General features: G+C 39.3%; 22 protein-coding genes and 1 pseudogene. 6 read left to right on the top strand and 17 right to left on the bottom strand.

Annotated elements, in window-relative coordinates; translation table 11 throughout:
- Positions 1–138 precede the first annotated feature (138 nt).
- Genes ATCC51562_RS03925 through ATCC51562_RS03940 form a run of 4 tightly spaced genes read right to left on the bottom strand, consistent with a single transcriptional unit; the run spans position 139 to position 2,485 of the window.
- Entirely contained in the window at positions 139–462 is a 324-nt protein-coding gene (locus ATCC51562_RS03925) for a DMT family transporter (protein ID WP_021090631.1), read from the bottom strand.
- Positions 459–788 carry a DMT family transporter gene (locus ATCC51562_RS03930; RefSeq protein ID WP_002952856.1) on the bottom strand — a complete coding sequence of 110 codons (330 nt, stop codon included), beginning with the start codon at positions 786–788 and terminating at the stop codon, positions 459–461. The genes ATCC51562_RS03925 and ATCC51562_RS03930 overlap by 4 nt, the downstream gene beginning before the upstream one ends.
- Positions 778–1,584, bottom strand: coding sequence for a 3-deoxy-8-phosphooctulonate synthase (gene kdsA / locus ATCC51562_RS03935; RefSeq protein ID WP_021090486.1), 807 nt, complete (start codon positions 1,582–1,584; stop codon positions 778–780). The genes ATCC51562_RS03930 and kdsA overlap by 11 nt, the downstream gene beginning before the upstream one ends.
- A gap of 10 nt (positions 1,585–1,594) precedes the next feature.
- Positions 1,595–2,485 carry a DMT family transporter gene (locus ATCC51562_RS03940; RefSeq protein ID WP_021090585.1) on the bottom strand — a complete coding sequence of 297 codons (891 nt, stop codon included), beginning with the start codon at positions 2,483–2,485 and terminating at the stop codon, positions 1,595–1,597.
- 152 nt (positions 2,486–2,637) lie between these two features.
- Here ATCC51562_RS03940 and der point away from each other — a divergent pair, with 152 nt between their 5' ends.
- The 6 genes from der to ATCC51562_RS03970 all read left to right on the top strand — a co-directional run bounded on the left by der (position 2,638) and on the right by ATCC51562_RS03970 (position 10,101).
- Positions 2,638–4,026 (top strand): ribosome biogenesis GTPase Der, encoded by a 1,389-nt coding sequence (gene der / locus ATCC51562_RS03945; protein WP_021090549.1) that lies wholly within the window; start codon positions 2,638–2,640, stop codon positions 4,024–4,026.
- A complete protein-coding gene (locus ATCC51562_RS03950) occupies positions 4,007–4,528 on the top strand; it encodes a shikimate kinase (protein WP_021090653.1) in 522 nt (173 codons plus the stop codon). The genes der and ATCC51562_RS03950 overlap by 20 nt, the downstream gene beginning before the upstream one ends.
- A gap of 534 nt (positions 4,529–5,062) precedes the next feature.
- Positions 5,063–6,025 (top strand): tryptophan--tRNA ligase, encoded by a 963-nt coding sequence (gene trpS, locus ATCC51562_RS03955; RefSeq protein ID WP_021090733.1) that lies wholly within the window; start codon positions 5,063–5,065, stop codon positions 6,023–6,025.
- A gap of 12 nt (positions 6,026–6,037) precedes the next feature.
- Positions 6,038–6,478 (top strand): hypothetical protein, encoded by a 441-nt coding sequence (locus ATCC51562_RS03960; protein WP_021090475.1) that lies wholly within the window; start codon positions 6,038–6,040, stop codon positions 6,476–6,478.
- Between the two features lie 9 nt (positions 6,479–6,487).
- A complete protein-coding gene (gene serS / locus ATCC51562_RS03965; RefSeq protein ID WP_021090798.1) occupies positions 6,488–7,732 on the top strand; it encodes a serine--tRNA ligase in 1,245 nt (414 codons plus the stop codon).
- Positions 7,732–10,101 carry a tetratricopeptide repeat protein gene (locus ATCC51562_RS03970; RefSeq protein ID WP_021091041.1) on the top strand — a complete coding sequence of 790 codons (2,370 nt, stop codon included), beginning with the start codon at positions 7,732–7,734 and terminating at the stop codon, positions 10,099–10,101. The genes serS and ATCC51562_RS03970 overlap by 1 nt, the downstream gene beginning before the upstream one ends.
- 44 nt (positions 10,102–10,145) lie before the next feature.
- On the opposite strand, the gene ATCC51562_RS03975 is transcribed toward ATCC51562_RS03970, so the two are convergent.
- From ATCC51562_RS03975 to ATCC51562_RS04035, 13 genes and pseudogenes are all read right to left on the bottom strand, one after another.
- A complete protein-coding gene (locus tag ATCC51562_RS03975) occupies positions 10,146–11,393 on the bottom strand; it encodes a DUF2920 family protein (protein WP_021090711.1) in 1,248 nt (415 codons plus the stop codon).
- 29 nt (positions 11,394–11,422) lie between these two features.
- Positions 11,423–12,001 (bottom strand): hypothetical protein, encoded by a 579-nt coding sequence (locus ATCC51562_RS03980; RefSeq protein WP_021090568.1) that lies wholly within the window; start codon positions 11,999–12,001, stop codon positions 11,423–11,425.
- 8 nt (positions 12,002–12,009) lie between these two features.
- Positions 12,010–12,504, bottom strand: a complete 495-nt coding sequence (locus tag ATCC51562_RS03985; protein ID WP_021090806.1) for a TlpA family protein disulfide reductase — start codon at positions 12,502–12,504, stop codon at positions 12,010–12,012.
- Positions 12,494–13,183 carry an ABC transporter ATP-binding protein gene (locus ATCC51562_RS03990; protein WP_021090626.1) on the bottom strand — a complete coding sequence of 230 codons (690 nt, stop codon included), beginning with the start codon at positions 13,181–13,183 and terminating at the stop codon, positions 12,494–12,496. Before ATCC51562_RS03990 ends, ATCC51562_RS03985 begins: the two co-directional genes overlap by 11 nt.
- 1 nt (position 13,184) lies before the next feature.
- On the bottom strand, positions 13,185–14,327 hold the full coding sequence (locus tag ATCC51562_RS03995; RefSeq protein WP_021090642.1) for an ABC transporter permease: 1,143 nt from the start codon (positions 14,325–14,327) through the stop codon (positions 13,185–13,187).
- The gene (locus ATCC51562_RS04000) at positions 14,314–15,606 is read right to left on the bottom strand and encodes an ABC transporter permease (RefSeq protein ID WP_021090858.1); all 1,293 of its coding nucleotides are present in this window, start codon (positions 15,604–15,606) and stop codon (positions 14,314–14,316) included. Before ATCC51562_RS04000 ends, ATCC51562_RS03995 begins: the two co-directional genes overlap by 14 nt.
- Complete coding sequence (locus ATCC51562_RS04005) at positions 15,603–16,982, bottom strand: Fe-S-containing protein (RefSeq protein ID WP_021090650.1); 1,380 nt, start codon at positions 16,980–16,982, stop codon at positions 15,603–15,605. Before ATCC51562_RS04005 ends, ATCC51562_RS04000 begins: the two co-directional genes overlap by 4 nt.
- A gap of 51 nt (positions 16,983–17,033) precedes the next feature.
- Positions 17,034–17,555: an iron transporter gene (locus ATCC51562_RS04010; RefSeq protein WP_009294901.1), complete on the bottom strand. Its 522-nt coding sequence runs from the start codon at positions 17,553–17,555 to the stop codon at positions 17,034–17,036.
- A gap of 20 nt (positions 17,556–17,575) precedes the next feature.
- Positions 17,576–19,519: an FTR1 family protein gene (locus ATCC51562_RS04015; RefSeq protein WP_021090572.1), complete on the bottom strand. Its 1,944-nt coding sequence runs from the start codon at positions 19,517–19,519 to the stop codon at positions 17,576–17,578.
- Between the two features lie 270 nt (positions 19,520–19,789).
- Complete coding sequence (fdh3B, locus tag ATCC51562_RS04020) at positions 19,790–20,350, bottom strand: formate dehydrogenase FDH3 subunit beta (RefSeq protein ID WP_021090689.1); 561 nt, start codon at positions 20,348–20,350, stop codon at positions 19,790–19,792.
- An 11-nt stretch (positions 20,351–20,361) separates the two neighbouring features.
- A complete protein-coding gene (locus tag ATCC51562_RS04025) occupies positions 20,362–23,016 on the bottom strand; it encodes a formate dehydrogenase subunit alpha (protein WP_235044183.1) in 2,655 nt (884 codons plus the stop codon).
- A 60-nt stretch (positions 23,017–23,076) separates the two neighbouring features.
- Positions 23,077–23,337: pseudogene (locus tag ATCC51562_RS09985) on the bottom strand (hypothetical protein); the annotation flags it as partial.
- Positions 23,338–23,348: 11 nt separating this feature from the next.
- The gene (locus tag ATCC51562_RS04035; RefSeq protein WP_009294906.1) at positions 23,349–23,555 is read right to left on the bottom strand and encodes a twin-arginine translocation signal domain-containing protein; all 207 of its coding nucleotides are present in this window, start codon (positions 23,553–23,555) and stop codon (positions 23,349–23,351) included.
- Between the last annotated feature and the right edge of the window lie 271 nt (positions 23,556–23,826).

The raw sequence follows: 23,826 nt of genomic DNA on the forward strand, positions 1-23,826 counted from the left end.
AGTATGAAAACTTTTAAAATTGGTTTTGATATTATTTTTTAGAATGTATTAAGTAAATAAATTTTGAAGTTATATATTTTAAAAATCTGTTTTTATCTTGCTAGATTAACTTGATATTTATGCTTCTAAATTTAACACTTATACGATTTTTAACATCGCCGCGCTAATGATGATGAGCGATAAAAAGAGAGCTTTTTCTAAATTTACCTTTTCGTTGTTAAATACCATGCCAACCAGCACCGCTCCGACCGCTCCCATACCCGTCCAGATCGCGTACGCCACCGACATCGGCATAGCCTGCATCGCGTAGCTCAAAAGCCAGAGAGAAATGGCGAAATTTGCGACCAAGATCAAAAAATTAGCCGCCTTTTTCACGCCGAAGCTTTTTTGAAATTTGGTTAGGAAAAAAACGCCCGAGACCTCACAGAACCCGGCCGCCAAAAGAGCTAAAACATGCGTCAAGATTTTAGCCTTTTTAACCCCAGCACGCCAGCAATCAGCGTCGCTATGAAAAATAGCCGCAAGAGATCGGGCGTCTGGCCGCTTGCGCGAAATTCGCTCACGATCTCGGCGATCACGACGAAAAACGCCCCAAGCCCAACAAACACAGTGTATGTGATACTAATGGGCAAATATTTCATCGCCATGATAAAGGACGTGAAGCTAACACAAACGAGCATCGCAGTGAGCGCGATCTCCGGTGCGCTTGATGCGTGCTTTAGCCCATACGCCCAGCCGCACTCGGCGACTGCGCCGCCTAACACCCACAAAAAGCCCTTAGTTTGCATCGCCCAGGGCGTCTTTTATCTTAAAAATTTGAGCTATATTCGCGTCTAGTTCGTCTAAATTTAGCATATTTGGTCCGTCGCAAAGCGCCTCACAAGGATTAATATGCGTCTCGTAAAAAAATCCGTCCACGCCCGCAGCCGCCGCAGCTCGCGCTAGATACGGCACGAATCTCGCGTCGCCGCCACTTTTTTCGCCAAGAGCGCTTGGCATCTGCACGCTATGCGTCGCATCGAAAATCACGGGCGCAAACTCCCTCATCAGCACCAAATTTCGCATATCTACGACTAAATTTCCGTAGCCAAAGGTGCTGCCTCGCTCTGTTAGCCACACTCCGTTTTGTTTAGCAACCTCGTATCCGTCGCCCTTTACGCCGCGCGTTTCTAGCACTTTTTTGACCGAATGCTTCATCGCAGACGCCGCCAAAAACTGTCCTTTTTTGATATTTACGACCGCTTTTGTTTTAGCCGCAGCTACGAGCAGATCGGTCTGGCGGCACAAAAACGCCGGGATTTGCAGCACGTCGGCCACTTCGCCTACGGGCGCGGCCTGGTAGCTCTCGTGGATATCGGTTAAAATTTTAAAACCGAATTCCTTTTTGACCTTGGCTAAAATTTCGCAACCCTTCTCCAGCCCGGGTCCGCGAAATGAGCTTATGCTTGTGCGATTTGCCTTATCAAAGCTTGATTTGAAATAAAAATCTATCCGCTTATCTTCGTTAAATTTAACTAGCCTTTTTGCCACGTCAAAAACGAGCTGCTCGCTTTCTATGACGCAAGGCCCTGCTATTAGTATCATTTTTTCTCCTTTATTTTTCTTTCACAACTAAGATTCCGCTCACTATTACTAGCAAGATGCCTAAAAGTGCCGTTTGATTTGGCAATACATCGCCCATAAAATAGCCAATTATAAGCGTAAAAATGACGTCTGCGTAGCTAACCGCAGCGATCACTCCGGCCTTTTTACCAACCGCGAACGCCTTTGTCATGTACGACTGAAAAAAATATCCGCTAAGTCCCATTAGCAAGATAAAAACAACGTTATACCAGCTTGGCATGCTAAATTTTGAAAACAAAAAATCAAGTGGCTCGTAGGTGAAAAATTCTGCCAAACCCATGCAAATAAGTGGCAAAAACGAGCCCCAAAGCATGAAGCTTAGCACGATGACATTTGTGCCGTAGCTCTTGTTTAGCTCCTTTACACTTGTGTATGCGATCGCCGCACCAAGGCCGCTCCAAACGCCGATAATATCAGTCTTGCTTATGCCTAAATTTGGCTGGATAACAAGCAAAATTCCACCAAATCCCAAAAATACAGCAAACCAGCCAAGTGAGCTTAGACGCTCTTTAAAAATAAAGGCTGCAAGGATAGCTGTAAAGATTGGATTTGTCTTTTGAAATGTAAAAGCTGTGGCCAAATTTACGTGTGCGACGTTATAAAAAAATGCAAAAAGAGCCACCGTGCCCACAAAACCGCGAAACATCAGTAAAAAAAAGTGCCCGCCAGTTTGTTTAAATGGAAATTTATAGATGGCGTAGATGACGATGAAAAGTCCGATCAAATTTCTAAAAAAAACAACTTCGATAGAAGGCATATCTTTGCTCAGATACTTTGCAAATGCGCCAGTCACGGCAAACATAAAGCAAGCAAAGAGCATGTAAAAAATGCCAAGATGTGAAATATAAAACCTTTTTAACATCGCAAAACCTCTAAATTTAAAGCACTCATTTTAATAAAAAATGGCTTAAATTTTGGTTGATTTTTTCTTTTATTTCGGCGCTTTTAAGCGTAATTTTATACTTTATATAAGAGAAAAATTTGTATAATCAGCCATCATAAAAAGGACAAAATTTGCAAAAAGTAATATTAGTAGGCAAGCCAAATGTCGGCAAAAGCTCACTTTTTAACCGCTTAGCAAGAAGACGCATCGCCATAACAAGCGACGTTAGTGGCACTACAAGAGATACAAACAAAGCTAAGATCGAAGTTGAGGGCAAAGAGTGCATATTGATCGACAGCGGCGGGCTTGATGATAGCAGCGAGCTTTTTAAAAACGTAAAAGCAAAGACCTTGGCAGAGGCTAAAAACTCAGACGTTATCCTCTACATGGTCGATGGCAAAATGATGCCAGATGATGAGGATAGAGCCATTTTTTACGAGCTTAGTAAGCTAAATTTACCAATCGCTCTAGTCATCAATAAAATCGACAGCAAAAAAGACGAGCAAAGAGAGTGGGAATTTGTAAGTTTTGGCGCAAAAAACTCATTTGGCATTTCAGTAAGCCACAACACTGGCGTCGATGAGCTTAGCATCTGGCTAGCAAAACACTTAGAAGCGAAAGTGCAAATAAAGGCCGATACGAGCGAAGATTTTGATGATTTTTTAGAAAACTATAACGACGAGGGCGAGCTAAGCGACGAGATAGACTATGAGAGCAAAAACATCAGAGTTGGCATCATAGGCCGCGTAAATGTCGGCAAAAGCTCACTTCTAAATGCTCTTGTAAAAGAGAGTCGTGCCGTAGTTAGCGACGTGGCAGGCACTACGATCGACCCAGTCAATGAAATTTACGAGCACGATGGCAGAGTTTTTGAGTTTGTCGATACTGCTGGTATCAGAAAGCGTGGCAAGATCGAGGGCATCGAGAGATACGCACTAAATAGAACTGAGAAAATTTTAGAAGAGACGGACGTGGCGCTACTTGTACTTGATAGCTCTGAGCCACTAACCGAGCTTGATGAGCGTATCGCTGGCATCGCCTCAAAATTTGAGCTTGGCGTCATCATCGTGCTAAACAAATGGGACAAAAGCAGCGAAGAATTTGACGAGCTTTGCAAGGAGATAAAAGATAGGTTTAAATTTCTCTCATACGCGCCAATCATCAGTGTTTCGGCACTTGGCGGCAAAAGAGTGCATAAAATTTACCCGCTCATAGTTGAAATTTACAAAAACTACACCCAAAAAATCCAAACTTCAAAGCTAAATGAAGTGATCGGCGAAGCAACCAAAGCGCACCCACTGCCACGAGATAAAGGCAGGGTCGTAAAAATTTACTACGCAGTGCAGTTTAAAACAGCGCCTATCATGATAGCGCTCATAATGAACCGCCCAAAATGCCTGCACTTTAGCTACAAGCGCTACCTGACAAACAAGCTTAGAGAGAGCTTTAGTCTAGCTGGCGTGCCTATCGTGCTAATCCCTAAAAAACGTGGAGAGAGTGATGAAGACAAAGAACAATAATATCGTTTTGATAGGGTTTATGGGCGTTGGCAAGGGCACGACTGCAAGGGCGCTAAGCAAGGCGCTAAAGACGATGAACCTTGACTGCGACGACTTGCTAGAGAGCTCACAAAATATGAAGATAAAGGCTATCTTTGATGAATTTGGCGAAGAGCATTTTAGGCAGCTTGAAAAAGATCTAGCCAAATTTCTAGCCACAAATGTCAAAAATGCGATCATCTCGACAGGTGGAGGCTTTGCGAAAGTTAAAAATTTAAACAAAATAGGCACCGTGATCTATCTAAAAGCAAGCTTTGATGCGATCATGCAAAGGCTAAAAAATAGCAAAAATAGCGAGAAAAAACTCGCCAAACGCCCACTTTTAAGCGACCTGAAAAAGGCTGAAGCGCTGCATCTGGAGCGAGAAAAGCTCTATGAGAAAAAGGCTGATTATATCGTTGAAGTGGAGGGCAAAACTCCAAAGCAGATCGTAAAAGAGATAAGGATACTTTTAAAAGTTTAGTTGCAAAGTGGCGAGGGCTACTTGCAACGATAAATTTCAAGATCAGGCTGGATGGTTGTCTGGCGTGGTGTTAAAATTTGAAATGTTTGAAATAAATTTAACGTTTTGTACTTAGAAATTTTTGCAAAATGTTTGAGGAGAATTTAAATATTGTGCAGTCAAATTTTAATCAAAGCTAGGCATTTAGCCTGCTAAGCTAAATTTTAAGATTAGACTAGATAAAAATATCTATCCTGATGTTAAAATTTAAAAGCTTTTAGCAAAGATTTTTGTTTAGGCGAGGCAAAATTTTGTTTTTAAGCCAAGGCTAGACGCATAATCTGCTAGTTAAATTTTAATATTAGATTAGATACAAAAACTCTAATGTAACGTTAAAATTTAAAAAGTATTTTTAGCGAAGTATTTTGAGATGAATTTAAATGTTGTGCAGTCAAATTTTAATCAAGACTAGGCATTTAGCCTGTCGATGATTAAAATTTACAAACTCATTTAAAGGCGCTCAAAAAAAACGAAGCCAAAATTTGAAAGGATAAGATGAGAGTATTAACCGGCCTTCAACCCTCCGGCAAACTACACCTTGGCAACTATTTTGCCTCGATAAAGCAGATGGTTGATATGCAAGAGCAAAATGAGATGTTTATGTTTATAGCAAACTACCATGCGATGACGAGCCTTAGCGAGGCCAAAGCCCTAAAGCAAAACACTTTTGAGGCTGCGTGTGCGTTTTTGGCACTTGGGATCGATCCAAATAAAAGCATATTTTGGGTGCAAAGTGACGTTAAAGACGTGCTTGAGCTTTACTGGGTGCTAAGCCAGCATACGCCTATGGGGCTTCTTGAGCGCGCACATAGTTATAAAGACAAGGTCGCAAAAGGTCTTAGTTCGCACCACGGACTCTTTAGCTATCCAGTTTTGATGGCAGCTGACATTTTGCTTTATAATGCGCAGGTCGTACCCGTAGGCAAGGATCAGATCCAGCACGTAGAGATCGCACGTGATATTGCGATAAAATTTAACAACGAACATGGAGAAATTTTTACATTGCCTGAGGCGAAGATCGATGAAAATGTCGCCACCGTGCCTGGCACAAACGGCGAAAAGATGAGCAAAAGCTATGGCAATACAATCGACATCTTTGCCGATGCTAAAACGCTTAAAAAGCAAATTTCTAGCATCGTGACAGATGGCACGCCGCTTGAAGAGCCAAAGCAGTGGCAAAACTGCAACGTCTATAATATCGCCAAACTTTTCTTAGACGAGAGTGGGCAAAAAGAACTTCAAGCTAGATACGAGCGTGGTGGCGAGGGTCATGGGCACTTTAAAGCTTATCTAAATGAGCTTATTTGGGACTATTTTAAAGATGCGAGAGAGAAATTTGAGCATTATCAAAATAATCCTGACGAAGTGTCTGGAATTTTAGAAATAGGAGCCAAAAAGGCAAGTAATGTTGCTCAAACAACGATAAAAAAAGTTCGTGAAGTAGTCGGAATTTATTAATAAAGGAAAAATATGCAAAATTTATATCCATACGCACAGATAGTTCATCTTTTCTGTGCAATCATCTTTGTTGGTTACCTCTTTTTTGATGTAATCATTTTTAAGGCAGCTTGTAAAAAAATGCCACCTGAGCTTGCTCAAAAGGCAAAACAAGCTATCGGTTCAGTTGCTATTAAGATAATGCCACTTTGTATCTTGCTTTTGGTATTAACTGGAGGAATGATGATGAGTAACTGGGTCGGATCAAAGGCTGGAGGCTACTTTGAGACAAATTTACAAATCATTTTTATGATCAAATTTTTCTTAGCAATGCTAATCGTAGCTGCGGTTATAACAAATTTGAGCTGCAAATTTATATTTAAACGCCCTAGCCCACTTGGCAACATCCACCCATTTGCGCTAACAGCGGCAGTTTTTATCGTACTTTTTGCAAAAGTTATGTTTATGGTTTAAGGATATAGGATGATAAATTTAAAACTACTCGAGACAAATTACGATGAATTTGTAAAAAAACTTGAGGGAAAAAATGTAAAAGCTGGGCTACTTGACGAGCTTTTACAAACTTTTAACGAGCTAAAACAAAAACGTAAAGCACTTGAAAATTTCCAAGCGATCCAAAACGCAAAGAGCAAAGAGCTTGGCATAAAGGCAAGAGCTGGCGAAGATGTAAGCGAGCTTAAAAATGAGCTAAATTTAAATAAAGCTGCACTTGCTGATGCTGATGATATCGTTAAACAATATGAAGAAAAGCTTGAGCAAATTTCATTTAACGTGCCAAATATCACCGATGATGACGTACCATTTGGTAAGGACGAGGATGATAATGTCTGCATAAAAACGGTACTTGAGCCAACTAAATTTAGCTTTACGCCAAAAGAGCACTGGGAGCTAGGTGAGAGCCTTGGCTGGCTTGACTTTGAAAGGGGCGCAAGGCTCTCAGGATCTCGCTTTACCGTGCTTCGCGGCATGGGAGCAAGGCTAAGTAGAGCGCTTGTTAATTACATGATCGACTTTAACAGCGCGCGAGGCTTTGAGCTTGTAAATGTCCCTTATCTAGTAAGTTCAAACACACTTTTTGGTACTGGCCAGCTGCCTAAATTTGAAGAGGATCTTTACAAAGTACGCGACGAGGACCTTTATCTCATCCCAACTAGCGAAGTGCCTGTGACAAATTTATACAATGACACGATCATTGAAGCTGAGCAGTTACCTATAAAGATGACTTGCTACTCAGCATGCTTCCGCCAAGAGGCAGGCTCAGCAGGACGTGATACTAGAGGCATGATCCGTCAGCATCAGTTTGAAAAGGTCGAGCTAGTAAGTATCACAAGACCTGATCAAAGCGAAGACGTGCTAAATGAAATGGTAGCGTGCGCAAGCGATCTACTAACTAGCCTTGGACTTCCTCACCGCCATATGCTTCTTTGCAGTGGTGACCTAGGCTTTAGCGCGGCAAAGACGATAGATCTTGAGGTTTGGTTGCCTGGTCAAGGTAAATATAGAGAGATTAGCTCTATATCCAATACTCGTGATTTTCAAGCAAGGCGTGCAAAAATTCGCTTTAAAGATGGCAAGAAAAATATGCTTGTAAATACGCTAAATGGCTCAAGTCTAGCTGTGGGTAGGACGCTAATAGCAATAATGGAAAACTACCAAAAAGCAGATGGCACTATCGAAATTCCAGAAGTTCTTAAAAGGTATATGTAGTGGCTGAAGAAGAGGTTGTAGTTTTAAAACCACCTGGCGAGCAAGCAGAGCAAGCACCTGAAGAGGCAAAAGCTGAGACACCTGAAGAGATCGTCTCGCTTGAGAGTATCGCAAGTGAAGGTGTACTACAAGATGAGAGCATCCCAGAGCCAATCCCTGTAAAAAAGAGCAATAAAAAGCTCTTTATAGTAGCAGGTGTGGTCGCTCTAGTGCTTATTATCTTGATAGTGGTTTTGCTAGTTATCTTGCTAAAGAAAGACAAAAAAGAGAACATAGATACTGCAAGTATCGTAAAAAATATAGAAAACAACTACCAAACGCAAAATTTCGGCGCTTCAAAGATCGATGAAATGATAAATAAGGCCAATCAGCTCTACGAGCGTGGCAATAAATTTGAGGCTCTAAAAATTTATGAAAACATAGCTGTTTATAACCAGTCACTTTCAAACTACAACCTCGGCGTTTCGCAGATGAAACAAGAAAGATGTGATGAGGCGATCGTATCTTTTAACAAAGCTATAACCGATAGAGAAAACACGGCGGTTAGTGCGATAAACGCAGCCGTTTGCTCACTCGAGCTAAATAGCACCAAAAATTTTAACTACTATATAGGACTTGCTGATTCATTTTTGCAGTATGAGAACAACTCGCCACTTTATAGCTATTACTACGCACTTATAAACTATTATAAAGGCAACTATTACGAGGCGCTTCAAGCGCTTTCTCATCCAAATACTGCGGATTATAAAAATGAATATGCGTATTTAAGTGCAAAGATTTTATCACTTCTTGGAGATGATGAAAGAGCAATAGCCAAACTTGAGAGCCAAAAGGCATTTAAGGCCGACTTCACGCTAGCACAGCTCTATGCAAGACTTGGCAAATACGACAAGGCAAGGGATTATTTAACAAAAGCTTCTAAGAATACGCCAAATATCGATCTTATCAAGATGACTGAGGCGCTAATTGATCTAAAAACTTCTGACTATGGCGACGCGGCTGCATTTATCAAAGATGTTTACGACTACAATGCTTCTTTGCCAAGTAAAATTTACAAGATAAAAACGATACTAAAGCCTGATCTTTTTGATGTCAGCCTAGCTCAGGCACACTTTAGTGATGATATGTTTTTTGATAGAACAAGGCGCTATGAGACGCTTTTCTACTTCGCACCCTACAAGGTCTTTGACGCAAAACAGAGCATCGAGCAGATAAGAAAAGGCGGCGTTAGCGTCTTTTTAGACGATACATCAGCAGCAAACGACTATCTTAGCCAAAGTGCAGCTGCTTCAAAAGTAAATGCAAAACTTAGTGAAGCTATTGCAAAAGCACTAAGCTACCGCTTAAAAGAAGCAAATAAAGAGTTTGAAGAGCTAGCTAGCACTTATCCAAATCACTCTATCTTGCAATACAACCTCGCCCTAAGCTACGCTCAGCTTGGAAATTTTAGCCTTGCAGCAAAACACTTCATAGCAAGCTATCACCAGGATGTAAATAACCATCTTGCAGGTATTTTTGGGGCGATTTGTCTAGATATAAATAGAAATTTAAACCCAAAACTCATTGAGGAGATCGGCGAAAATTTAGAAAATGACAAGAGTTTAAAGCCTGTAAATTTATACGCCTCGCTTCTAAGCCTGGTTAACGGCAACCAAAGTGCGATGATAAGATGGCTTGAAGAGCCAAAAGAACAGACAATGCTAAATTTAGCCTTTGATATTATCATCGCAAAAGTAACAAACAATGACGAGCTAATGGCAAAGAAAGCTGATGAGCTACTAAAAATTTTACCAAATGATATTATTGCAAATATCTTAAATTTCATCTCGAAAAACAAAGAGCAAAATGTCAAAGAGTATGCAAAAGCGATTCAAATTCACTTTAATGGCAAGCAGCTTGATTCAAACGCTTTCTATCACGGCGCTGATATCATCAAAAAGCAATACATCAAGCTACTTCAAATTTCAGGCCTACTTACAAGAGAGCGTGATAAGTTAAGAGCCGAGCTAAAAAATGCTCCAAAGAATATAAATTTAATCCAAACTCTAGCCTACATCGATATCTTTACAAATGACTTTGAAGAAAGCTATAAACTTTATAATCAAGCAATCGATGAGTTTAAAGTAAATGACGCTAGCACATTGTTTTTAGCATCTGTGGCTGCAACAGGAGCTGGAAAAGTATCAAACGCGATCGCACTTTTAGAGCTAACAAAACTAAATGATGCTAGTGCTATCGAAAATAGAATAGCTCTTGGCCTAATGTATCAGCAGATAGACAATATAAAAGCAGCTCTTATACAATACAGCAAAATAGGAAATGTTGAGTATGAAAGCGAATTTTACGACTTTGAGATAGATAATGAGTGATAAAAACTAGGTCTTTATGCGCCTAGTTTTAACTATTTTAAATACTAAGCAATATCTAAAATTTCAAGATTTATTTGATCTAAGACTTCACTAAATTTATAGATCATATCACCACATTTATACTCAATACTCTTACCACTCTTTTTGTTTTTTTGAGATAAAATTTTCTCCATCATACTGGGAAGCTCTTTTTGTAAAAGTAGTTTATAAGACATCCCCATTCCATGCCCTAAAAACTTTATAAATTTGCCATCAACCTCACTCTCATCTTTTATCATATGTAGTGTTGCGTTAAATTTAAGTTTCTTAAGAGCCTCGTAAAGCTCGATTTTATCCTTTGCTGGAGCTATTTCTTTATCACAAATACAGTGATAGCTCACGTAAATTGGCTTTTTATAGCTACTCTGAACATTTAAATGATCTAAATTTAGGATGTTTCTTATCTCTTCTCTTGCGTCAATAAAATAGTATGGTGATTTTTCATTAAGCGTCCAGTAGGTCTTATCAAAAAAATAAAGATATAAATTTTGATACAAAATGCCAGTACCAAAACAAAAATAGTTAGTAAAATCTATCTCTTTACCAAAGCCAATAAGACGCCATAAAAAAATGGCATAAGAGCTATTATCTATCACGGCATCAACTAGCCATGGAGCGATCTTAGCACACATATGTGCCAGATATCCACCATGTGAGCTGCCTACTATTATCACTGGTAGATGCTCAAATTTGGCACTATTTATATATTTTTTTGTATAAAGCACGGCATTTAGCACATCTAATGCTTGCATAACACCAAAATTTTGATATTCATTTTTTGTCGGTACCATCGTAATGCTAGCATTTAGTCTAAAATCAGCCGGTAAAATACCTCTCTCTTTTCGAATAGTAATCTCTTTGCTAAGAAATTTAAGCAGCAAATCAACCTTCTCGTGGCAGTCGATACTTTTCAGATCAATTGGTAAATTTATACCTATACTTGATAGTTCTCTTGTTAAGATTTCGCGATCTATATCATCAAGTCCAAATTTCGCCCCAAGCTGTGGGCGGTTGCCTATACAGTGATAATCCACACTAATGCATGCAACATCATAAGTCTCTGCCATGGTTCGCATGAGATTAGCTCTATATCCAAGGTCAGAGTCTTCTCCAAGCCCAGGGATAATCACCAAAAGAGCTTTTGCATCCTTGGCATTGTCATAACAGGAATAAAAGGAGAGAGGAGAGCTTCTTTTTATACCAAGTTCAATATCATCACAAGATGAAATTTCATAGCCTCCATCAACTAGCATTTAAATCCTTTTAAATTTACTAATTTCTCCTATTTTTGCGAGACATTATAAAAAAAGCTAACGATCTGTTTTGCTAGACGTTCTTTAAAAAATGGCCAAATGTAGCTTGGCGAATAGACATTGCCAGCTTGCATAAGTGAGATATTTGTCGCCTTTTCGCCACCATTTTTTGGACGCACTAGCACGCTTACTTGCATGTGATAAGTATAGCTATTCGTGCTAAAGTCATCATCATCGTAATAGCCAAATGGGAAAAACATCGAGTAGCCAAAGCCAAAGCTTGGTCTACCAAAACCATATCCCATCCCCATTGAAAATCTAGGATCTCTTTTGATTATCCTAGAAAAGCTTTGCACATCGCCAAGGATGATGAAGTCAGCATTTTTGATATTTGGCTCGTTTCTAAAACCAGCCTTTGCAAACTCGCTTAAAATTTCAGCATTTACATCTTGCCCGGTCGCACTATTTTTAAAATTTACATAGACGCTTCTGTTTGCTTCATTAAGCGTAAAAAATATAGGCTCGCTCGTTTTGACCGAGATATTTGGAGTGCTGTTAGCACATCCAACAAAAAATACTGCTAAGACAAATAAAAAGAAATTTTTCATATTCACTCCTACAAGAGCGATCTTATAGCACTTTCAAGTACGCTTTTTGGTGTAAGACCGATAAATTTTGATCGCATCTTACCATCTTTATCAAAAAAATAGATAACTGGCACGCCCATGACGCCACCAACTGCCTTGCTAAAGTAATCAACTGAAACCTTATCGCTAGTAGTTTTAAAGGTGATGTTGTGCTCTTTTAAAAGCTCAATATCTTTATCAAAACCCTTACTAGGCCCTAAAACACCAATGAATTGAACCTCTTTACCATACTCTTTTTCAAGCGTATTTAGGTCAGGTATTGCGGCCTTGCACACTCCGCAGTCAGTGCCAAAGAAAAATAGCATATATGGCTTATCGCCTATCTTTAGCCTCTTTTCTGTTGGGAAAAACTGCGTATCAATGCCACTTGAGTCATTTAGCGTAATGTGATGCTTCTCATACTGCTTGACGCAGCCCATAACTAGGGCTGAGACTAGACATAAAAATAAAATTTTATATCTCATTTGGCACCTTTGGGTTTTCAATAGTGCGAATTTTCTCTAGCTTACCGTGTCTTAGATATACGATCTTATCACCATACTCGCCAAGATCAGGGTTGTGAGTTACTAGAAGTATCGTCTTGCCCTCTTTTCTTAGCTTGCAAAATAGATCAAGTATAACTCTTTCATTTGCTTCATCAAGGTTACCAGTTGGCTCATCTGCTATTAAAATTTCAGGATCGTTTATGAGTGAGCGTGCGATACAAAGGCGTTGTTGCTCACCACCACTTAGCTGACTTGGTCTGTGTGTTAGCCTGTGAGAAAGACCAACTGCCTCAAGTGCCTTTTTAGCGTCTTCTTCATCAACTGAGCTGTGATAGTACTGAGCGATCATCACATTTTCAAGTGCGCTAAGATATGGCACTAAGTGAAACTGCTGAAAAATAAGACCGATTTTCTCGCGTCTAAATTTAAGTGTATCGTCAGCATTTAGATTGCTCGCATCATCGCCACCAAGCATATAAGTGCCACTACTTGGAGTATCCATTAGTGAAAGGATATTTACAAGCGTACTCTTACCACTACCACTTGGCCCCATGACGCTGACCCACTCACCTTTTTTAACCTCAAAATTTATATCATCAAGTGCTTTAACATCGCCAAAAATTTTACAAATATTTTTTAATTCTAGTGCATTTTGCATATCATTCTCCTCTTAATGTATCTGCCATTTTATTATTAAGTGCCCGTTTGATCGGATAAAATGCTGCGATCGCTGCAAATAAAAGCGATATTATCACAGCTACTGGGATGCTTAAAATTCTAAAATCAATACTAGAATCAAATATCGCATAACCTAAAATTTGAGCTAGTAAATATCCTAAAAATGCACCAACTAATGCTGAGATGAGCGCTGTCACAAATGTCTCAAAGCCAAATAGCTTTAATACATCCTCTTTGCTTGCACCTATGGCTCTTAGAAGTGCGATCTCCTTTGAGCGAGAGAGCAAGATAGCACTAAGCGTTGTGTTTACGCACATTGAAGTAATGAGTAAAATAACAAGGCTAACAAGTGCCATTAATAGCTTTATTTTCTCTAAAATATAGCCCTCAGACTTTGAGACCTTTGCCACTGGTTTTGCAGCTATTTCATCATTACTAATAGTCTTTGCAAGTGATGTTATCTCATCAAAGTTACCAAGTACAACAGCTTCAGCATAGTTTATTTTGCCAGCTTTATTTGAAATTTTTTGAGCCAAAGATAGTGATGTGATCAAAAGCGCATCCTCTTTGTCGCCACTTGCGACTACGCCTTTTATCTTTACATTTATACTCTCATTTGAGCCAATGGCGCGAATTTCTATATCATCGCCTGCTTTAAAGCCAGCCTGACGAGCTAAATCGACGCCTATTAGCACGTTTTTATCGTCAAAATCGACATTTATCATCGTTCCATCTCTAACATCTAAAAATGGTTTAACTTTTTTTAGATTGCTAAATTTTGTTCCCATGACGATAGCATTTGTTGGACCGATATTTGCCTGAGCAAAGAGATAACCGCTCTCACCAAGAAGCTTATCTTTTGGTACTTTAGCTATCATTTCATTGTAAGTTTTTTCATTCATATCATCGCTTGTAGCCATATCTTTTGGAGCAAAGATCATATTTGCACCATAAGTTTTTAGCTCACGTGAGACCTTTGAGTCAATGTCAAGATAGACATTAACAAACGCAGCACACACGCATGCTCCAAGTAAGATAGAGATCACGATGACCATTACTCTTGATGAGCCATTTTTTAAACTTTTATAAATTGTATTGTAAAAGAATTTGCTATTTGCGGTCATATAGCACCTCCGCAGGTAGTAAATTTATGACGTTTCTCATTGGCATTAGCGAGCCAACGACTGAGATAAGCAGGGCAAATGCCACGCTTATTGGCAGCACTATCCATGCTATGCCTATGCCGTGAGAGAATATGATGTAAGACATCACGTAGCTTAGTGCGTATCCTAAAAATGCTCCCGTGATACCTGCAAAAAAGGCTACCACAAGGCTCTCGCTAGCAAAAAGGGCGTAAATTTCAAAGTTACTAGCACCTATAGCTTTTAAAAGACCGATCTCTTTCTTACGGCGGTAAATTTCACTTGTCATTAGCGACGTTATACCAATAGCTGAAACCACAAGAGCGATGATGCTAACGATACCCATTAGGCTTTGGATTTTCTTTACAATGTTACTCTCTGCATCGCTGACTTGAAGGCTCGCCTTTGCGCTAACGTTTGGTAAATTTTCTTCTATCTGAAATGCGATCGAGCCTGCATAAGCTGAGCAGTACCATTTGTCGTACTCTGCACTATCAAGGTTGTCTAAATTTCTTCTTGCTTTTAGCGATAGGTCATTTTCTGGGATCGTCATAGCTGAGACTTCAGCCTTTGTGTATGAGTTTGCATGTCCAGAGAGACCTCCAGCAAGCTTTAGCGATCCAACTAGCTTATGCGTCTCGTCACTAGCTCCTTTTAAAATTCCAACTATTTTAACCTCTCTTGTGCCGTTTTTACCAGTAAGGCTAAGCTTGTCGCCAACTTTTAAATTTTTAGCCTTAGAAAGTTCTTCGCCAACTAAAATTTCATCCATACTTTCATCTTTTGGCCAAGCGCCCTCAACGCCCCAAAATCCATACAAGCTCTTAACACCTGTGCTAAATTCTGGCTCATCTTTTAGTCCGATATTTTTATCAAAATATGTCCCCTCAAAGCTAAATTCATCGCCTTTAGCGTCTTTTACCTTTGTCTCTAAAAACGGCGCAAAAGCAACGATGTTATTTCGCCAAAAGATCTCTTTTATCTTGTAGATATCAGCTTCTGGGAGTAAATTTTGTGATTTTAGTGGAGTGAAATTTTTACCTTCGATCTCGATGCTTAGGCTCTCACCACGCGGTAAAACGACAATATTTGAGCCATATCCTCTAAGCTCACTTGCCACTTGATCACCGATTTTTAGCGTGATATTTAGCATGCAAGATATCAAAAGAGCAGCTAGCAAGATGGTGATAAACGCCATCGTCTTTTGCACCTTTGAGCCAGTGATCGAGCTTTTTATCATTCTTAGTTGCATATTTTTCATTTTAACGTTCCATTTGTTTCTACATATTTTTCTGGATTTGCTTCAAATTTCGCCTGAGTTTCGTTGCTCTCAAAGAAATATGTGCGTCCGTAGTATAAATATGATCTTGAATCAAGATTGCTCACCTTTTTGTGGCTCACAGGGTCAAGCACCATCTTCTCAACGACCTTGCTAAAGTAGTTTGCCCCTGCGACGATCGTTTTGTAATCAACTATGATATTTTTACCATCGAAGGTAAATGCCATAGGGATCGGGTTACAACCGCCCTCTTTGCCAACTGACGGCAAGAAAATTCTAACATTACAAGAGATACAAATAAGGTCATTGCCTCTTTTTATGTAGCCCATATCACCACATATCATGCACGAGTCAAAGACGATGACTGGAGATGGGCGGTCGCTAAAGCGGTTTAGCAAGAAAAATCTTATCTGTTTGCCCTCATCTGTGATGTAGGCAAATCTGTGAAGTTCATTATCTTTTAACATATCAACATCAAATATAAATTTATCTCCCACTGGCTCAACCAAGACTGGCTCTGAAATTTGAGGTGGGCGAGATGCGTAAAGATCAAAATAAAGTGAAAAGCCAAGCGCTATTAAAACGCTACAAAATGCAAATTTTGCATTGTCAAAGACATTTTCTCTAATGGCTTTTGTAAAGCGGTATTTGATAGAGCCAAATGCGTTTTTATCGATACTTTTTGGCATAAAGCAAAGCGCGATGATGCATAAAAGTAGGATCACAACTATATAAAAATAGGCACTAAATTCTGTGACGTAGATGCCTTTTGCACTGATAGATAAAATTTGAGAATTTAGCTCGCTACTTATCTTTAAAGCACCTGCACGTAAAAGCTCGAGTGCAGTTTGTGAGCTTCTATCAACTAGTAAAAAGAATAATGTGATAAGAGCTAAAATTTTAGCTACTGATGATGGGATGCTAGCTTTTAAATTTGAAATGAAGAAAAATAAAAATAGCATCAAGATCATCGCAAAGATCATCAAAAAGAAGCTAATGACTGAAAGCGTGTCAAGCAGCTCGCCGCCAAATAGCGGGAACAATGCGCTACTTGAGCTATAACCAAAGCCAAAGCCGATGCCTAAAATAAAAAATGTTACGATTTTTGCTATCTTAAGCTCGAAAAATATCCATAAAATGCTAATTAGTAGAAAAACCAGTGTCACAGAATCAATAAAAATTTTAAACTGGTCATCAACAAGCGCATGACGAGCAGCTTTAAAGATAAGCACACCAGCAACAACGCCAAGAAATGATGGTAAAAAGATCATTTTTAAACTTTTGCCATTGTTATTTAAGGCAGCAAAAAGCGTAAATCCAAGGAGGGCTAAAAAGACCTGATAGAAGTAAATTGACATAACTAAACCCTATGAGAATTTTTAAAAAGGGGCGAAAACGCCCCAAAGTGATTATTTAACAGGACCACCTGTCCATTGAAATTTATAAGTTGTTGTGAAAGGCTCAAACCATTTACCAACACCAGTCTCTTTGTCAGCGTGGCGACCAAAGCCTTGTTTCTCTGGATTGTCGATGTGGAATTTAAGCTCATAGTTACCAACACCTGTATCCATTTTTACGTTAGCACCGTAGTGTGGGCCATCGCTTGCAACCATAGGCATAAATGTACCTTTTTTAGTTTTACCATTATCAAGGTTTTTTAGCTCATAGTTGATCTTTAGATATGGGATCCACTCGCCTTCGCCAAAGCCGTTTTTGTTGCCTTTTACAGCGTGGATGTCAGCTTCTAGGTGAAGATCAGCTAAGCTTGGAGCTAGATCAACGCCTTTTGGCTCCATGTCGATTGGCTCAAGATAAACTGCAGCTATCTCCATGCCATTAGCCTCTACAGGCTCGCCGATTGGGTGCTCTCCAGCAAGTGCAAAACCAGCTGCTAAGCTTAATGCTAGAGCTGAACTAAGAATTTTATTCATATTCTCTCCTTTAAATAAAATTAATTTTTATTTTGTTTTGATTTCATGATAACGATGCCTATAATTAGGGCAAGCACCATAATGATTTGAGGTACTAAGCTCTCGTAATATGGCATAAGTCCTAGCCAGTCTCTCATCCAGTCAGGAAAGCTAAGTCCTTTTATGATAGTTGGGATGAAAATTTTGCCCTCAACTAGCTCGCCAACGCCCTTACCAACAAAGACGATCGACATATAAAAGATGATCGCTGATGTAAATATAAAAAATGGTTTAATAGGAATTTTAACAGCGAAAATTTTAAATAAGAAATAGACTATTAAAAGAACGATAAGGCCTACGACAAAGCCAGCTGCGATCATTGAGTAGCCAGCTGAGTCTTTTGCATCAAAGATAAGTGCTTGATAAAATAGCACTGTCTCAGCGCCCTCTCTAAATACCGCTAAAAATACAGTCCACCAAAGCGCTGTGCTTGAGCCACTTGAGATAGACTCAGATACGTGTGATTTGATGTAGTCGTTCCATTTTTTAGCGCCAGCATTTGAAAGAAGCCAGAAGCCAACGTAAAATAGAAGTCCCACTGCAACAAGCATCGTGATGCCTTCCATAAGCTCTCTTTTTTGACCTGCTGCCTCGCCAAAGATGATGTTCATTATCCAAGCCATAACAAAGCTTAAGATGACAGCCACGCCAACTGAGCTATATACGACCTTGCCCATAGCTTTTGCATTGCCAGTTTTTACAAGATATGCAACAACGGCTGCAACTATGATAAGAGCTTCAAAGCCCTCTCTTAAGATGATAGTTAGCGCCCAGATAAATAGCGTCCAAGGTGAGCTTGAACCGCTAGTTTTCTCAAGTGCGGCTGCTAGCTGAGATGACATCTTGCTTGCACTCTCTTCAAGTGTTTTTTCGTCTGCGCCTGATTTCATAAGGGCTACAAGGTTACCAAATGTAGCTTCGATAGCTGTTTTTAAATTTACATCTATCGCGCCTACTTTGTTCTCCATGCCGCTACCTTCAAACTCATCAAAATAGATATCTTGGATATCGCCCATAGCTTTAGCGCTATTGCCACCTTTGTAAAGCGCGATGGCTGCTTGAATTTTGTCATTTATGTTTTTAACAGTTTGAGTGTAGTCTGTGCCGCTATCTTCACTGCTATCGCTAGATGCTGCGCTACTCATATCAACTTTTGCTAGCTTTACTGTTTCAGCTGGAAGTTTAGCGATAGCGTCATACGCTAGCTTTTTGATCTCTTCTAGCTTTGTTTTAAAATCATCTTTTGTTATGCCATTTGCGATGCCGCTTATTGCTTCACCCATCTTTCTTTGGATGTCAGCATCTATGCTTTTGCCATTTTCTATATATTGGCGAACGGCGATTTCAAGTTGAGTGTTTCTATAATCATTAAATTTAGCATCTTGGATAGAATTTTTAGCATCATCTTGTTTGTCGCCCTCGTAGCTTGCTATAGCTTTATCAAGAGTTGCTGATAAATTTTCAAATGCCACCTTCCACTCAGGGATAAATTTAGAAGTGTCATAGCCACTTGCAGCAGCTTGTGCTGGAGTGTCTGAGTACTCACCAACAAGCTTATGTCCATTTAAAATAACTGGCAAAACTTCAGCGATTTCGCTATTTATCTGATCTATTCTTTTTTGCACATCATCTGGTGCTTCGCCAGCTTTTATCGCCTTTCTGATCTCGCCAAACTGCTTCTCCATAGAGTAAGCTTTTTTCTGACCTAAATTTATTCTGATGCCAGCTTCGACATCTTCAAACAGACCAAAATAAGCATTTTGAGTATCGCTAACTGCTTGCTCGACGTTGCCAGCTCTGTACTCTGTTATTACTTTTTGTAATGACTCTTTTATCTGAGCTGCGACTTGTGCGTAGTCGTCATTTTTTGCCACAAGCCAGATAGGCAGTAGCATGATAAGCATAAATTTAAAAAATTTATTCATTAATTAAACCACCTGTGAGATTATTTTAAAGCGAGATATTACCAAGACTTTACTTTGATTAAAATAAAAACGATTATCATAAAATAGAGCAAATTGAGATAATAAAGAGAAATTTGTCTTCAAATAGCCAATTTTAAATGGTTTTAGAAATTTCTAATGTAAATTTAAAAATTTATCTTTTGAATATAAAAATAGTAGTTTTATAAAATAATGAAAAGGTTTTAAGTTTAAAATTTAGAATTTAAAGGAGAGCAAATGCTCTCCTTCTTGTTAGGCATTTAGCCCAGTGTTTCTTAGCATAACGCGTTTGCGATATACGTTTGATACTTCAGCTGCATCTCCAACTAAAAGTGCATTTGTAGCACAAACAGCCGCACACATAGGCACTTTTCCTTCGGCCATTCTATTTTGACCGTAAAGCTCTCTCTCCTCGTGTGAGTTTGTTGGCTCTGGACCGCCTGCACACATTGTACATTTATCCATAACGCCCTTTACACCAAATGCTCCATCTTTAGGGAACTGTGGTGCACCAAACGGACAAGCATATAAGCAGTAACCACAGCCTATGCATATATTTTTATCATGAAGCACGATGCCATCAGCTCTAATGTAGAAACAATCGACCGGGCAAACTTGCTCACAAGGTGCATCAGTACAGTGTTGGCATGCAATAGTAGTTGAAACCTCTTTACCTTCAATGCCATCGTGAAGCGTAATGACCTTTCTTCTATAAATTCCTACTGGAAGTTCATGAGCAGAAGAGCAAGCAACTTGGCAACCATAACAACTAATACATCTATCAGTATCTACAAAAAATTTCATTCTTGCCATTTTATTCCTCCTTACTCTTTACCCATGGCGTCTCTCTCGCCATATTCATGGAAAAACGATGTTTTAAATGTATTTTCCTCAGCTTTTTCTATACGGCAAAGACCTGCGTTAAACTCTGAAATTTGAGTAACTGGGTCAAATCCGTAGTTAGTAACTGTGTTAAAGCTCTCACCGATAACATAAGGCTTAGTACCCTCTGGATAGCGAGCTGAAAGATCAACGCCTTGCATAATACCAGCGAAGTTGTATGGCATACAAATTCTATCTGGAGTTACCATCTGGCTGTGATAGCATCTTACTTTGATCTTTGTGCCTTGTGGACTATGGATCCACATCATATCGCGGTCTTTTATGCCGTATTTTAAAGCTAGCTCTGGATTAACATTAGCAAACATTTCTGGCGTAATAGCTGATAGATATTTACTAGTTCTTTCGATCATACCAGCACCACTTAGGTTTACGACGCGTTGCGTACTAAATACGATAGGGAATTCTTTCGACCAATCTTTTGCTTGTTGCTCTGACTTAAACTTAGTAGAAACACGGAAATTTCTAGCTTGATCATCAAATGTCGGATACTTTTGAACAAGATCCCAGCGTGGTGAGTGAACAGGCTCTCTATGTTTTGGAATAGGATCGAGGAATTCCCAAACGATAGCTCTTGCCCTTGCATTACCATAAGGAACAACACCTTTTTCGCGGCATTTTTCAAAGATAATACCACTATAATCCATGCTCCAGCTTGGTCCCATCTTAGCTTTCTCTTCTTCAGTTAGAGTTATACCTAAGACTTTTTCTATATTATCTTTTGTAATTTGCGGATAGCCACCTTTTATAGCTGAGCCAACAAGTGTTGTCTCTTCGCTAGCTAGCTGACTAACGCCATTATGCTCTAGACCAAAGCGATTTCTAAAGCCAGAGCCACCCTCTGCATAAGGTTTGCTCATATCATATAGTATTGGTGTTCCAGGGTGTTTTTCATCCCATGCTGGCCATGGTTTACCGTAATATTCGCCTTTGACTTCACCGCCAATACCTATTAGCGTATCTGGGTCAAATTTATCCCAGTTTGCTTGATGGCGTCTAAACATCTCGGCTGTTCTACCACCATAACCTATAGAATTTCCAACTCTTGCTATCTCATTTGTCGCATCATCAGGCCATACAAAGTCATCTTTTACTTGTTTTATTTCATGATCTACGATACCCATTTTCATGCCTCTTACGTATTCATCGTAAAAGCCAAATTTCTTAGCAAACAAGAACATTACTTCGTGATCACCCTTGCTCTCATAAAGTGGATCAACAACTTTTGTTCTCCATTGACCTGAGCGGTTTGTTGCACTTAAGTGACCTTCATTTTCAAATGCGGTTGCTACTGGTAAGATATAAACGCCATCTTTTCTGTCTGAAAGGATAGAAATTTCATTCACAAATGGCTCAGCTACAACGATCATATCCAGTTTTGAAGCTGCTTCTTGAATTTTAGCTAGGTGCGCCATAGACGTTAGACCAGTTCCTTGAACCCAAAGAACTCTTAATGCGCCACTACTAAATGTATTCTCCTCTTTCAAGACGCCTTGCCACCATTTTGAAAGTGACCAGCCTTTTTCGTTTCTCCAGTTTCTATCTTCTGGATGTTTAGGATCGTGGTAATAATACTCTTCAAAGACTGTGTTTTTAACAGGAGTACCGCCTTGCTTTGGCTCTTTTGTTGAGACTGCAAAGCGTTTAATAAATTCGTCATAATCAACGCCCCAGCCTTTGCAGTAATATTTCCATGCTGCATCAGTTAAGCCATAATACATTGGCAAGCTATCTGAAAGGTTACACATATCAGTTGAGCCTTGAACATTGTCGTGACCACGAATGATATTACAGCCACCACCTGCTTTACCCATATTTCCTAGAATTAGTTGAAGGATAGGTAAAATTCTTGTATTTGATGTACCAACTGAGTGTTGAGTGATGCCAAGTGCCCAAACAACAGTACCCGGTTTTGTATGAGCTAGGATATCTGCAGCTTTTAGTAGCTTATCAACTGGTACTCCAGTAACATCAGATGTAACCTCTGGTGTCCAGTGCTCAGCCTCTTTTCTTATCTCATCAATACCGTAAGTTCTATTTTCTATAAATTCTTTATCTTCCCAGCCATTTTTAAGAATGATATGAATAAGACCATAAACAAGTGCAATATCAGTTCCTGATCTTTGTCTCAAATAAAGATCAGCATGTGCGGCTGTCTTTGTAAAGTTTGGATCAGCTACAATTACTTTTGCATTGTTTCTATCTTTTGCTTGTAAAGTGTGCTTCATGCCACCAACTGGGTTTGCCACAGCTGGGTTTGCTCCAATGATAAATATACATTTTGAGTTTGCAGCCATATCTCCAAAGTGGTTTGTCATCGCGCCATAACCCCAAGTATTCGCCACACCGGCGACTGTTGCGCTATGTCAAATTCTTGCTACGTGATCGTTACTGTTTGTACCCCAAAATGCACAAAATTTTCTAAAGTAATATGCTTGCTCGTTGTTAAATTTCGCAGATCCTAAGAAAACAACGCTATCAGGACCATCTTCTTTGCGGATCTGAAGCATCTTATCGCCGATCTCATTTACAGCTTGATCCCATGAAATTCTTTGCCATTTACCATCAACTTTTTTCATAGGATATTTGATGCGTTGTTTACTGTGTGTAAGATCGATCTGATCGATACCTTTTGAGCAGTGTGAGCCTTGAGATATCGGATGATGCATCGCCATATCTTGACGAACCCAAACACCATCTTTTACCTCAGCCTCGATACCACAGCCTGCTGAGCAAATAGAACAAATCGTTCTAACCTTTTTTGAGCCAGGGAAAGGATTTTTTATCTCCTCATCACTTGCTTTTCTTATCGTTTCATTTTCTCCAAAAGCCATTGTGCTTCCAGCACCAAGTGCGGCTAGCTTTAAAAATGAACGTCTTCCTATACGTGCATCACTCATGGTTTTCTCCCTTAGTAAGCGATTTTATAGTAGGTTTCCCAGTTCTTGCTTTTTTTATAAAGCACCTCTTTTTTGTTTGACTTGCCAACGACGACACCATTGTCATCAGGAGCTAAGTCGTCACTAGTCACTTTTGCTACGGCTGAGACTGCGAGTACACCGCCGGCAGCACCGACTTTTAGAGATTTTTTTAGAAAATCTCTTCTTGATCCTTGCATTTTTTCTCCTTAGCTCTCAAACTTAAAAATTTGAGAATTTGGTTTGATTGGTCTTCACAATTTGCAACTTTAGAAATTCTAAAATATTGCAAGGCCTATTTCAGGGCTTTTTATAGCCTAGATTTAAACTCGGTAAATTTAGCATAATTGCAAGATAATCAAAGTAAATATAAAGCTTTAATTAAATATGTTAAGTTATTGTTAAAAATATAAGAAAATATATTTAATATTTTAACTTTTATGAATTTTGAGAAAAAGGCTAATTTAAAGT

The organism is Campylobacter concisus ATCC 51562, from assembly GCF_000466745.1.
In the GTDB taxonomy this organism is placed as follows: Bacteria; Campylobacterota; Campylobacteria; order Campylobacterales; family Campylobacteraceae; genus Campylobacter_A; species Campylobacter_A concisus_B.

Coding starts and splice junctions, on each gene's coding strand:
- ATCC51562_RS03930 (WP_002952856.1), bottom strand. CDS start 788: ATGCAAACTAAGGGCTTTTTGTGGGTGTTAGGCGGCGCAGTCGCCGAG.
- kdsA (WP_021090486.1), bottom strand. CDS start 1,584: ATGATACTAATAGCAGGGCCTTGCGTCATAGAAAGCGAGCAGCTCGTT.
- ATCC51562_RS03940 (WP_021090585.1), bottom strand. CDS start 2,485: ATGTTAAAAAGGTTTTATATTTCACATCTTGGCATTTTTTACATGCTC.
- ATCC51562_RS03950 (WP_021090653.1), top strand. CDS start 4,007: ATGAAGACAAAGAACAATAATATCGTTTTGATAGGGTTTATGGGCGTT.
- trpS (WP_021090733.1), top strand. CDS start 5,063: ATGAGAGTATTAACCGGCCTTCAACCCTCCGGCAAACTACACCTTGGC.
- ATCC51562_RS03960 (WP_021090475.1), top strand. CDS start 6,038: ATGCAAAATTTATATCCATACGCACAGATAGTTCATCTTTTCTGTGCA.
- serS (WP_021090798.1), top strand. CDS start 6,488: ATGATAAATTTAAAACTACTCGAGACAAATTACGATGAATTTGTAAAA.
- ATCC51562_RS03975 (WP_021090711.1), bottom strand. CDS start 11,393: ATGCTAGTTGATGGAGGCTATGAAATTTCATCTTGTGATGATATTGAA.
- ATCC51562_RS03980 (WP_021090568.1), bottom strand. CDS start 12,001: ATGAAAAATTTCTTTTTATTTGTCTTAGCAGTATTTTTTGTTGGATGT.
- ATCC51562_RS03985 (WP_021090806.1), bottom strand. CDS start 12,504: ATGAGATATAAAATTTTATTTTTATGTCTAGTCTCAGCCCTAGTTATG.
- ATCC51562_RS03990 (WP_021090626.1), bottom strand. CDS start 13,183: ATGCAAAATGCACTAGAATTAAAAAATATTTGTAAAATTTTTGGCGAT.
- ATCC51562_RS03995 (WP_021090642.1), bottom strand. CDS start 14,327: ATGACCGCAAATAGCAAATTCTTTTACAATACAATTTATAAAAGTTTA.
- ATCC51562_RS04000 (WP_021090858.1), bottom strand. CDS start 15,606: ATGAAAAATATGCAACTAAGAATGATAAAAAGCTCGATCACTGGCTCA.
- ATCC51562_RS04005 (WP_021090650.1), bottom strand. CDS start 16,982: ATGTCAATTTACTTCTATCAGGTCTTTTTAGCCCTCCTTGGATTTACG.
- ATCC51562_RS04010 (WP_009294901.1), bottom strand. CDS start 17,555: ATGAATAAAATTCTTAGTTCAGCTCTAGCATTAAGCTTAGCAGCTGGT.
- ATCC51562_RS04015 (WP_021090572.1), bottom strand. CDS start 19,519: ATGAATAAATTTTTTAAATTTATGCTTATCATGCTACTGCCTATCTGG.
- fdh3B (WP_021090689.1), bottom strand. CDS start 20,350: ATGGCAAGAATGAAATTTTTTGTAGATACTGATAGATGTATTAGTTGT.
- ATCC51562_RS04035 (WP_009294906.1), bottom strand. CDS start 23,555: ATGCAAGGATCAAGAAGAGATTTTCTAAAAAAATCTCTAAAAGTCGGT.